The organism is Arthrobacter sp. ISL-65 (assembly GCF_018613795.1).
GTDB lineage: Bacteria > Actinomycetota > Actinomycetes > Actinomycetales > Micrococcaceae > Arthrobacter.
Window position 1 is genome coordinate 1 of record NZ_JAGGPN010000048.1, and the last position, 11,293, is coordinate 11,293.

An 11,293-nucleotide genomic window follows, 5' to 3' on the forward strand; every position below is an offset into this window, starting at 1 on the left:
CCACGAGAACCCGGCCGGCATCGTCCTGACCCGCCAGAACATCCCCACCTACGACCGTGGCGAGGGCGCGGCCGAGGGTGACACCTTCGGCTCCACCGCAGGCGTCGCCAAGGGCGGTTACGTCCTGGCCGAGGCGTCCAAGGACGGCAAGACCGTGGACGCGCAGGTCATCCTGATCGGCACCGGCTCGGAAGTCCAGCTCGCCGTCCAGGCCCGCGAAGCACTGCAGGCCGAAGGCATCGCAGCCCGCGTGGTTTCCATGCCGTGTGTCGAGTGGTTCAACAAGCAGGACGCCGCCTACCGCGAGGCAGTCCTGCCCGCAGCGGTCAAGGCCCGCGTTTCCGTTGAAGCCGGCCTGTCGCAGGGCTGGCGCGAGTTCGTCGGCGACGCCGGCCGCTCCATCAGCCTCGAGCACTACGGCGCATCCGCCGACTACAAGCGCCTGTTCCAGGAATTCGGCATCACGGCAGAGGCTGTTGCCGCCGCCGCCAAGGATTCCCTCGCCGGACTCCAGTCCTGACAGCACCCCACAGTTCAAGGAGATTAGAAATGACTAGCACTCCCACCCAGCAGCTTTCCGACGCCGGCGTTTCCATCTGGCTCGATGACCTCTCCCGGGGCCGTCTGAAGACCGGCACGCTGCAGAAGCTGATCGAAGAGAAGAACGTTGTGGGTGTCACCACGAACCCCAGCATCTTCCACGCCGCCATCACCTCCGGCACGGACTACGACGCCACCATCGCGGCCCAGGCCGCTGCCGGCGCCTCCATCGAAGAGACCATCTTCGAGATCACGACGACGGACGTCGCCGATGCCTGCGACCTCTTCGCCCCGGTCGCCGCGGCGACCAAGGGCGTGGACGGCCGCGTCTCCATCGAGGTGGACCCCCGCCTCGCCTGGGACACCGCAGGCACCATCGCCGAAGCGAAGCACCTTTACAAGAAGGTCAACCGCGACAACGTGCACATCAAGATCCCCGCCACCCTTGAGGGCCTGGAAGCCATCACGGCAACCCTGGCCGAGGGCATCAGCGTCAACGTGACCCTGATCTTCTCCCTGGAACGCTACCGCGCCGTCATCAACGCCTTCCAGACCGGCCTGGAACAGGCCAAGGACAACGGCCACGACCTGTCCAGGATCCACTCCGTCGCCTCGTTCTTCGTCTCCCGCGTGGACAGCGAAATCGACAAGCGCCTCGACGCCATCGGCACCGAGGAAGCCAAGGCTCTGAAGGGCAAGGCCGGCCTGGCCAACGCCCGCCTGGCCTACCAGGTCTACGAAGAGCAGTTCTCCACCGAGCGCTGGGCTGTCCTCGCCGAGGCCGGTGCCCGGCCGCAGCGCCCGCTCTGGGCCTCCACCGGCGTGAAGGACCCGGCGTACCCCGACACCCTCTACGTCACCGAACTCGTCGCCCCGGGCGTGGTGAACACCATGCCGGAAAAGACCCTGGACGCCACGTTCGACCACGGCGTGATCACCGGCGACACCGTCACCGGCACCTACGCCGAAGCCAACGCCACGCTCAACGCGCTGGAAGCCCTCGGGATCCCCTACAACGACGTCGTCGCCGTCCTTGAATCCGAAGGCCTGGACAAGTTCGTCGCCAGCTGGAAGGAACTGCTGGCCGACGTCGAAGGCGCCCTCGCCACCGCACGGAAGCGCATGGACTCCGCAGCACCAGGGGAAACGCCGAAATGATGCGGTCAACCAAGCGTACGGGGAACGGTGACACCAGCATTGCGGCTCCGCAGGACTGGACCTCGTTCCAGCCGGGCGACCTCATAGAGGTCATCGAACCCGGCGGATACACCTACGTGGCGCGGATCGAGACCAAGACGGAGCAATCGGACATCATCTGGATCAGAAGCTACGGCATGGGCACGCGGCACCTCCTGCACAATCTCGACGGGACCCGGCTGCAGGCAAAGACACCAGCCGAACAGCCCCGGACGCCGTAACCCGCCGACGACGGTCGCGCGCCGGGAGAAGCGTTCCCGGCACCCAACAGCAGCCCAACCATTCACGGCACGGCCCATCACCCATCCATACAACAAGCAATACGGAGAAACACATGAGCACGCCCGCCAACAGCGCCTATGACCGGACACCCCTTATCGCCGGCAACTGGAAGATGAACATGGACCATGTCCAGGGCAGCAGCCTGCTGCAACACCTGGCCGAGACCCTTTCTGAGGCAAAGCACAATTACGGGCGGGTGGAAGTTGCAGTCTTTCCGCCCTTCACCACTCTTAGCGCCGTGCAAACCCTGATCCAGGATGACGGCTTGGACCTGGTATCCGGCGGCCAGGACCTGTCCCAGTTCGACTCAGGCGCCTACACCGGTGACATCAGCGGGCAGTTCCTAGCCAAGCTCGGCTGTAAGTACGTGCTCGTCGGCCACAGTGAACGCCGCACCATCCACAGCGAAACCGACGAAACCCTCAACGCCAAGGTCCACGCGGCCTACCGCCACGCGCTCACACCGGTGCTGTGCGTCGGGGAAGGCCTGGACATCCGCCAGGCCGGCACCCACGTCCAGCACACCCTGGCCCAGCTGCGCGCCGGCGTCGACCGTCTCTCCACCCAGCAGGCCGCCGAACTCGTAGTCGCGTACGAGCCCGTGTGGGCCATCGGGACCGGGGAAGTCGCCGGCCCGGAAGACGCACAGGAGATGTGCGGCGCCATCCGCACCGAACTTGCCAGCCTCTTCGACGCGGACGTCGCCGCCAAGTCGCGGCTCCTCTACGGCGGCTCGGTCAAGGCCGGCAACGCCCCAGCCATCCTGAACGAGACCGACGTTGACGGCGTCCTGGTCGGCGGCGCCAGCCTTGATGCCGCTGAATTTGCCAACATTGCAGGTTTCGAGCGCCAACTGGCCGGCTAACCCACATTCTGTTCTCAGACGACCCATCTTGCCGACGGCCCGGGGGGTGCGGCCGCGCTTGCGGCCGCACCCCCCGGAGTCTTCACCCGATAATTCTCCTCTCGCTGCAGCCTCAACGCCTCCACTAGAAAGCACACGACCCAACCGACACGTTCAGACACCAATGTCTGTGGCCGACTCTGCCAGACGTGGAATGCTCAAAATAGATCACGTACGTGACTGCTGCCCATGACGGGCGCCGCCTATGGTCTAAATCGGCATTCTTATAGGCGGATTTCCACCTTTCCCGCCGGTTGAGGTGGTGGTACGTGCGGGAGCTTAGGATCTGCTTTCGGTGGCTCGCCCGGGATGACCTCCATAGTTCGTTAGCCGGTCCTTTACCGGGCACCCTGCCACTTTCGCTTGGGCGGTTGCTACAAGCTCTAGTTCGAATCCATCAGAGTTTACGAAGTATGCAGCGTAGTGGTCGGGCTCGCCAGCGTGCGGGTACTTGTCCTCGTACAACTGAATCCATCCGTGCCGGCGGCTCTCTTCGACAAAGACATCCACGTCTTCTTGGCTCCCGGAATGAGACGCCACGTCTGTGTCGACGTACTCAGAGCTATTGGCGTCGCTGCCGACTCGAGCGAGGATGTGCTTGCCTGCGGTGACTAACCGCCGATTTCGATCGTCTTAGATACCTTGAACTTGGTGCTGCCTGGCCCAAGACCTTCAACGTGGAGGTCCTGCAGTGCTTCGGCATCGGTGAGTGTGTAGCCATCGGCTGCTGCCAGCAGTTGGATTTGAGCGGCGCCCATAGCCAGGGCTTTTCCGTCTTCAGGTGCTGTCGGGGACTCTGTATCAACTTCGACTTCGTATTTTTTTTCCATACGGCGATTGTTCACCCGTAGGGTGTCATCCACAATGAGTGGGCGTGAGCCGACCCGGGGTAGGGAATATTCGAATGCGTGAGCATCATGTTTGATGGTTGTCCTTAATCGCCTGCGGGGGTGAAGCCTTTGTACAGCGCCGCTCTGATGATCACGCTGAGGATGACCATGTCGTAGGCCACCCATGCCACGTTCACCAGGGTCCCGGCGGGTGCTCCGACGCCGGTGAACATGCGGACCAGTCCGGTGATGGCGGCGATGATCAGTGCGGCGATGGCAATTAGCTGCGGCCGATCAGTGCCCAGGGCGTCCGCCCTTTTGCCGGGTTTTCGGGGTGATTGCGAAGCCGAGACGTTGGCGGAAGAGGACGTTGCCGGCGGCGGTAAGGCAGGCTTTGATCCACACCGGGAAGAGGGCCACGCTGTATTGCTGTCCGCGCCAGGTTTTCCGGCCCCGCGCAGCGACGAAGAACAGCAGCTGGTTCAGCACCAGGAACGGGATCAGGCGGGCGAAGAAGTCGACACTGAATGCGCCCACGGGCAGCACTCCGAAGCACAGGAACATGATCGGGGCGATGAGGTAGATGACGCTGGCGAAGCCGGAGAGGTAGCTCCACATGGTGGAGAAGTACATCAGCCGCTGCCCCGCGCTGAGACCCTTTTGCAGGAGCGGGTTCTCCCGCAGGAACACCTGCCGGCCTTTGTCATTTTTCAGGAGTCGTCTGCACGGAATGTCAGAAGTCGTCTGCACTGAGTGTCCGAAGTCGAGTGCACAACTATAGCTGGGCTGTGGTCCGGCTTCGGGATAGTCCCGCTACTCGGCGGCGCCGGTCACTACGGGGAAAGTTAGGGACGGCGAAGACGGCCAGGGCCACGAACGCGGACACCGCCAGGGCCATCAGCCCCAGAGGGTGCGGTGCGCCGATCACGCTGGTGCCGCTGGCCGTGGTAGCTACTGCTCGAGGCGGATGTCGATCTCGCGCTCGACGAAAGTCCATTCCTCGGTCGCTCGGAGCATGGTGACCAGTTCGTCGAACCCAGCTTCCTCGGCAGGGGCGAACTCGAACCACGTCAGGAAATCGAACGGCTCTCCGAGGTCCCGGCTGTGGTGGAGCCGGCGTGCCACGGCTGGCAGGTACTTCAAGCCGATGGCAATGTGCTGGGAGTGGTCCTCGACGATCGCCCGCCGCTCGTCTTGTGAAAGCGCCCACCACGCCTGCGATTTCTTGAGCGGGATGAGGGCGGCGCGGGTCGCCTCTCGCCGCCCGAGGCGCGGCGAACGGGACACCAATTCGTCGTGCTCCCGCTTCGTGACGTATCTCTCGTGGCTGACCACGCCGTGCAGCGCCCAGGTAGCTGCTTCAGGAGCGGCCCGCTCGCCTTCGAGGACCGCGACCCGCTCGACCATCGGAAGAGGCGCCCCCTGGACTGCGGAGATACCGCGCACGCGCCAGGCGCCCTCGTGGCCTCCTGCGAACACAACCGGGAGAATTGGCATGCCTCATAGTAGGGGCAAGCGGCCGTCGACACCCAAACAGCTGCGGCGGCCGGTGGTGCACACCCTCTTAGAAACGCGTATTTTCCGCGAATGATCAAGCAGCCCCGAAGCGTGTCCGATTCACCCCTGGTCCGCTCCGCTACCGTTCAGCCTCGCGTCGTCCACAGGCGGCGGTGGGCGTTCTTACAAACGAAGGATTCCGAGAGGGCAACGAATCGAGAATCGGAGGGGTGTGGATTTGATCGCTCTATGGCGGCGTTTTGTAATGGCTGTTTGTCGCACCAGCGCCCGTAAGCCGAGCCTTTACCGGGCGGCCCGCGTGCACCAGTAAAAAGTCCCGCCGCTGATCTGCAGGGACCAGCGGCGGGACTCCAGGCTTTGCCTGGCCCGGAAAAACGAGCAAGGCCCGCTCCGGAGTTGCCGCACTCTGCTACACGACTCCCCTAATAGTCGCTTCTGCTCCTTAAGGTCTGTCAAATTTTAAGGTCTGTCAAAATTTCACAGACAGAAAACCTAAGATGTCCCACAACGCGGCCTCATTAGTCCTCGGAAGGACCGGCAGGACTCAAGAGAAGGATGGAAAAGGCCGAACGGAAAGCGGGCTGCCGTTAGGCGAGTGCTAGTCCACATCCCTTAACGGGCGGGCTTTGCAGACGGCTTCGGGCACTCCGTGGAGTCTCGACTTCGGAAACTGACAGATCCGACACTGTCAGACACCGGTAGCGCTCATTGCCCGTAGCCGTCTTCGCGTTCCGTACCAGCGTCTGGCCGCAGGCCAAACATCCCCCCAAGATATGCAGGCACCCCAGACACCCTAAGCTCCAAGAGCTTAGGGATCCGGGAATTCGCCCTCCAACGCCGGGAGGCAAACCACGCCCATACACACGTTTGTCCTATAACCCGTTCAATTGCCGGCGACCTTTTATTTCACTCTTGTAGGGCTTGAGCGTTGATGTGATCGAGTAGTTCCTGCAGGTGCTGGAGCGCTTCGGGGCTGCCGCCTCCAAAGTTCTTGAGGGCACGCCCGATAGGCAAGGAGGCCATCATCTTGGCCATATCCATTCCGAGGTCGTCGCCGCCTTGGAGGGTGGGCATGACCGGGGCGAAGGTAGCGCCGAGGGCTTCAGCGGCGGCTGGGTGGGCCATGAGTTCACCGATAGTTGATTCGAGGTCGAACGGAAGCTGGATGCTGTTCCCCTCGATACTGAGGGTTTGCTCCAACCGAGGGTCCCTGCTCGACGCGCCAGCCGTGATGCGGTAATCGCCGCCTTCGACGACCCAGCGTTCAAGCTGGTCGTGCCAGTAGGCAAGATCCCGACGCTCAATTCGTATCCTGACTTCCGCTGATTTGCCTGGAGCGAGGTTGATCGTGCCGAAGCCCACGAGCTCGCGCGGTGCGCGGCTGATAACGGACCCAGGCATGGACGCGTAGAGCTGGACGATCTCGCGCCCCTCGCGGGTCCCTGTGTTCCGGACTGTCACGCATGCGACCAAGTCCGGGCCGTCGGCTGTCAGAGTGAGGGCTTCGTAGGCGAAGGAGGTGTATGACAGGCCATGTCCGAAGGGGTAAAGCACCTCCTGGTCGCGCACGTCGTAGCCCCGATACCCGACGAAGATTCCTTCTCCGTACCGGACGCGTGAGTGTTCGCCGGGGAAGTGCGGGAAGCTTGGCGCGTCCTGCAGTCGGAGGGGTATGGTTTCGGCAAGGCGCCCGGATGGGTTGATCGCGCCGAAGAGTACGTCAGCGATGGCTCCCCCGGCCGCCTGGCCGAGCAGGGCGCCGTTCAGGATTGCCGGTGCTGCTGCATGGACCGGGGAAAGGCGAAGCACTCCGCCCGAAGACAGCACGACAACTGTGTTTGGCTGTACCGCTACGACTGCCTCGAGCAGGGATACTTGTTCGACGGGCAGTTCGATGTGGTCGCGGTCGAAACCTTCTGACTCCTGGTTCGCAGCCAGGCCGAGGAATAGGATCGCGACGTCGGTTCCGGCGGCGGCTTGTACCGCTTCAGTGTGGAGGATTTCTGTGGGTCCGAAACCGTCGGTAGTGAAACCTTTAGCGTGCACTATCCTTGCGGTTGGAGCGGCTGAGCGGATCTCCTCCAGCGGGCTGTCGATGCGTGTTGGGTTCACGTGGGAGCTTCCGCCGCCTTGGAAGCGTGGCTCTGTCGCGAAGGAACCCAACACGGCTATGCTTCCGGATGGCGTCAGCGGCAGCAGGTCATTGTCATTTTTTAGCAGGACGATACTGCGCCCTGCCACCTCGCGCGCCAGCGCATGGTGGGCTTCGACGTCATATGTCACGTTTCGCCGGCCGTTCCGGGCGAGCAGGGCCGTCCGCGCTACGGCCCGCGCTGCCCGATCCACCGCTGATGGATCGAGCATTCCGTTCTCCACGGCGGTTACGACCGCGTCGTCATCCACTGAAGTGTCGCCTGGCATCTGCAGATCCAGGCCCGCGGCGACCGCCGCGACGCGGTCAGCCACCGCGCCCCAGTCGCTCACCACGGCTCCTTCAAACCCCCACTCGTCACGAAGGACGTCCGTGAGCAGCCAGTGGTTTTGAGAGGCGAGGACGCCATTGATGCGGTTGTAGGAGCACATAACCGTCCATGGCCGGGCGTCGCGAACGACGCGTTCGAACGCGCGCAGATAGATCTCGCGAAGCGGCCTGGCGTCAATCTCGGAGCTGGAGCGCATCCGGTCGTGTTCAGTATTGTTCGCCGCGAAGTGTTTGAGGGAGGCGCCGACTCCTCCGGACTGCAAACCCCTCACCCACGCTGCTCCCAGCACTCCGGTGAGTAGCGGGTCCTCGCTGAAGTATTCAAAGTTCCGCCCACACCGGGGGTCGCGTTTGATATTAATGCCCGGGCCGAGGAGAACGCCGACACCAGCGGATTGGGCCTCGTCGGCGAGAGCGGCACCCACCCGGCTGCCAAGTTCTGGATCCCAGCTCTGGGCCAGGCCAACTGCGGGCGGGAAACAGGTTGCCGGGTCACTGCCGGAGATGCCGAGGTGGTCGGAGGCGCCGCTCTGGAAACGGACCCCATGGGGACCGTCGGTAAGGACGGCACTGGGAATGTCGGAGACTTCTTTGGTCTGCCAGAAGGAGGCGCCGCCGCCGAGAGCGGCTTTCTGCGCCAGGCTTAGCGCCCTAACGGCTTCGGTGGTCATGTCCTCCACCGAGGCGGTTGTGGGCTCGAGGATATCGGTCATGGCTGTAGGTCCTAACGTACGGATCGGATGGGCAGGACGGCGAGGGCGCCGAGGATGCTGAGAATGATGCCCACCGGGAAGAGCCCGGCGAAACCGAACGCAAGGACGATGGCACCGGCGACGGCGGGTGCAACGGTTTGCGGGAGGGTAGCTGCGATATTGACCACGCCAAGGTCCTTGGCGTAGGCGTCCTTGCTCGGGAGGACCTGTGACACAAGTGCGGTGTCGACGGCCTGGAAGGCACCGAACCCAAGGCCTGAGATAACGGAGTAGAGCAGCATTCCTTCAAAGGTCGGCCACACCAAGGGAACCATCATTGCTGTTCCGACCAATACACTCGAAACCACCACGAACGGCTTGCGACGGCCAATCTTGTCCGAGAGCGGACCGGCCACGGCGATGGAGACGATGATGGCCGGCAGGCCGATCGCGGAGACCATCGGAACAACCGCGATGGCATGGTCACCGAGGCCGATGTAGTCCTGCAGGATGTACAGCTGATAGCCCGCGACAGCGAAGTAGCCCGTGTAGAGGAGCAGCCGACCGGTGAAAGCCCAAAAGAAGTCGGGATGTGCGACGGGATTTACCCAGAAGGTCGAAAGGAAGTCGCGCACCTTGAAAGGCGGCCGCGGTTCCGACCTGTTGTCCTCGTCCCGGTTAAAGAGGACGAACAGCGTGAGCGAGATGACTGCGATCCCGGCCAGGCTCATGTAACCGGAGGGGATGTTGGCGGCAAGCGTTGCCGCCAAGGCGGACCCGCCGAGGGCGCCGACCATGGTCATCGCGCCAATGATCGCGGCGAAGGACCCGCGCACTGGCGCCGGTACCCTGTCCGGCATGATGGCGCTGAACGGGCCCTGAACTGCATTGAAGGAAGCCTGCACGAGCGTCCAGCAGACCGCTATCAGCAGGATGGAGTTCGATAGTCCGAGCGCCACGAGGGACAGGCCGCCGAGGAGGGCACCACCGACGATGAAAGGCGCCCGACGCCCGAACCTGCTCCGGGTTCGGTCACTGATGGTGCCGAATATCGGCTGGGCGAGCATCGCGGCCAGGGCGCCGACTGTGGTGACGATCGCGAGGTTCGCGACCTTATTGGCCGGGTCTATGCCTTGAACCTGAAGGGGAAGAAGAATGCCCGGGATTGCACCCCACAGGAGATAGATGCCGAGCGTGCTGGGAATGAACCAGAGGAGCAGCTTGCGCAGCGGCCCCCGGATGCGGACCTTCTCCGCGGTTAGAGCAGCGGTCGGCGAATCTTGGTCGAGGGGAGATTCAGAGACAGGGCCGGTGGACGTCGATGTCATGACGGGACCTTTCGTTGGCGCAACGGTGCGCATATTCGGCAGCGCAACGGCGCGCTACCGAATACCGTATAGCATGCGGTTTTGGTGCGCAAGAGGGTAATATGGGTAACCATGAGCGCCAGGGGTCCGTATGCCAAGGGAGTCGCGAAGCGGCTTGAGATTCTCGACGCGGCGCTTCGCGTGATCGCCGAGCATGGCTACTCCGGTGCGACGGTTAAGCAGCTTGCGGATGAAGTGGGCCTGAGTCAGAACGGGTTACTGCACCACTTTGGCTCTAAGGACGCATTGCTTGTAGAGGTCTTGAGGCACAGGGACGAAGCAGATTCGTTCTTGCTCACGGGCACCAAGGCAACGCCCGTTTGGGGGAATCTCCCCAATGGTCTTGAGGAGTTAAGGAACCTGATGGTCGCAGCCGTCCGGCATAACGCCGCGGTCCCCGGTCTGGTGCATTTGTTCGCTCAGTTCACCGCCGATGCTTCAGAGGCTTCGCATCCGGCGCACAACTTCTTCGCTGATCGGTACGAGACAGCACGCAGCTTCGGCGAACGCGCCATTGAAGCACTCCAGGAAAGGGGCCAAGTCCGTACGGACGTCAACCCCCGGCAAGCGACGGTCATGCTGTTCGCCCTCATCGACGGACTCCAGAACCAGTGGATGTACAAAGACTCCATCGACATGGGCGAGCACATCGGCGCCTTCCTCGATACTCTCGGACCATCCTCCGATTCCCGCACCTAAAGTCCAGAATGCTGCACTGGCGGGACCCGAACAGCTCGAGCAGCCGCATCGGTTGATGATGCAGATCCTCATTCGCGCCGCGGCTCGGCCCTGCCGACGCTTACCGCCGTGAAATCGACTGCCTCGTCAACAACCGGCAAAACGCACCCTACCTGCGGTCAGATCATCGACAAGGTTCTTTCGTTCCCCGAATACTTCGGCCCGTACCAGCGACAGCTGTTCGGTCTCGACTTCGGCGGCATCCCTGAAGCCATAATTCACGACGAAATAGACCTCTTGAGCGAGGAGATCCTCCCGGTCCTCCGCCGCGAGATGTCAGTCGCCCCAACGGCCGCCGCAGCCTCCGCCTGAACCGAAGAGACAATTAAGCGCACGGCAGCGAAACCTAGGAGATGGCGACCGGCGCTTCCACTGTCACAAACGACCGTTCCCGCTACAACCGGCCAGCTCCTGGATGAGATTCGATGAACCCCCAAATTTTGTAGCGAAACACAGTGCCCGTTTCGATGTGCCGGTTCTTCCCGTGACTGACGGGTATTGGCACCTTCAGGTGCATGGGACATCTGCTGGCTATGCATGGGTATCAACCGTGGACCAGAACGCCTCGGTGCAACAGGACGCGCTGAGAGCGGCGGGCTGCTACCCCACCTTCGCGGCCACGGCCTCCGAGTCCCTCAAGGCCGGCCGGAACTGACGAAGGCCCTGGACCAACTCCGAGAAAGACCATCTCTGTGCGATCGCCAAGGCGTCGCGTATACGGGTCGGCGGATTCAGGCGGTCAT

At 62.9% G+C, this 11,293-nt stretch carries 12 protein-coding genes; 6 read left to right on the forward strand and 6 right to left on the reverse strand.

What is annotated here, in order from left to right:
* The 4 genes from J7I85_RS19985 to tpiA all read left to right on the forward strand — a co-directional run.
* On the forward strand, positions 1 to 520 hold a 520-nt coding region (locus J7I85_RS19985; RefSeq protein WP_285289629.1), incomplete at its 5' end, for a transketolase C-terminal domain-containing protein.
* Between the two features lie 29 nt (positions 521 to 549).
* Complete coding sequence (gene tal / locus J7I85_RS19990) at positions 550 to 1,698, forward strand: transaldolase (RefSeq protein WP_214856201.1); 1,149 nt, start codon at positions 550 to 552, stop codon at positions 1,696 to 1,698.
* Positions 1,695 to 1,958 (forward strand): hypothetical protein, encoded by a 264-nt coding sequence (locus J7I85_RS19995; protein WP_214856203.1) that lies wholly within the window; start codon positions 1,695 to 1,697, stop codon positions 1,956 to 1,958. The genes tal and J7I85_RS19995 overlap by 4 nt, the downstream gene beginning before the upstream one ends.
* Before the next feature lie 113 nt (positions 1,959 to 2,071).
* Positions 2,072 to 2,884, forward strand: a complete 813-nt coding sequence (tpiA, locus tag J7I85_RS20000) for a triose-phosphate isomerase (RefSeq protein ID WP_214856205.1) — start codon at positions 2,072 to 2,074, stop codon at positions 2,882 to 2,884.
* A 650-nt stretch (positions 2,885 to 3,534) separates the two neighbouring features.
* On the opposite strand, the gene J7I85_RS20005 is transcribed toward tpiA, so the two are convergent.
* From J7I85_RS20005 to J7I85_RS20025, 6 genes are all read right to left on the reverse strand, one after another.
* Positions 3,535 to 3,753, reverse strand: coding sequence for a hypothetical protein (locus J7I85_RS20005; RefSeq protein WP_214856207.1), 219 nt, complete (start codon positions 3,751 to 3,753; stop codon positions 3,535 to 3,537).
* Positions 3,754 to 3,857: 104 nt separating this feature from the next.
* Positions 3,858 to 3,986, reverse strand: coding sequence for a hypothetical protein (locus tag J7I85_RS26025; protein ID WP_374102505.1), 129 nt, complete (start codon positions 3,984 to 3,986; stop codon positions 3,858 to 3,860).
* Between the two features lie 61 nt (positions 3,987 to 4,047).
* A complete protein-coding gene (locus J7I85_RS20010) occupies positions 4,048 to 4,503 on the reverse strand; it encodes a hypothetical protein (protein WP_214856209.1) in 456 nt (151 codons plus the stop codon).
* A gap of 201 nt (positions 4,504 to 4,704) precedes the next feature.
* Positions 4,705 to 5,250 (reverse strand): chlorite dismutase family protein, encoded by a 546-nt coding sequence (locus J7I85_RS20015; protein WP_214856211.1) that lies wholly within the window; start codon positions 5,248 to 5,250, stop codon positions 4,705 to 4,707.
* A 927-nt stretch (positions 5,251 to 6,177) separates the two neighbouring features.
* The gene (locus J7I85_RS20020) at positions 6,178 to 8,466 is read right to left on the reverse strand and encodes a glycoside hydrolase family 3 C-terminal domain-containing protein (RefSeq protein WP_251024602.1); all 2,289 of its coding nucleotides are present in this window, start codon (positions 8,464 to 8,466) and stop codon (positions 6,178 to 6,180) included.
* Positions 8,467 to 8,477: 11 nt separating this feature from the next.
* Complete coding sequence (locus J7I85_RS20025; RefSeq protein WP_214856214.1) at positions 8,478 to 9,773, reverse strand: MFS transporter; 1,296 nt, start codon at positions 9,771 to 9,773, stop codon at positions 8,478 to 8,480.
* A gap of 111 nt (positions 9,774 to 9,884) precedes the next feature.
* Between J7I85_RS20025 and J7I85_RS20030 the strand changes: the two genes are divergently transcribed.
* A complete protein-coding gene (locus J7I85_RS20030) occupies positions 9,885 to 10,511 on the forward strand; it encodes a TetR/AcrR family transcriptional regulator (RefSeq protein WP_214856216.1) in 627 nt (208 codons plus the stop codon).
* Between the two features lie 108 nt (positions 10,512 to 10,619).
* On the forward strand, positions 10,620 to 10,862 hold the full coding sequence (locus tag J7I85_RS20035) for a hypothetical protein (protein WP_214856218.1): 243 nt from the start codon (positions 10,620 to 10,622) through the stop codon (positions 10,860 to 10,862).
* The last annotated feature ends 431 nt before the right edge of the window (positions 10,863 to 11,293 follow it).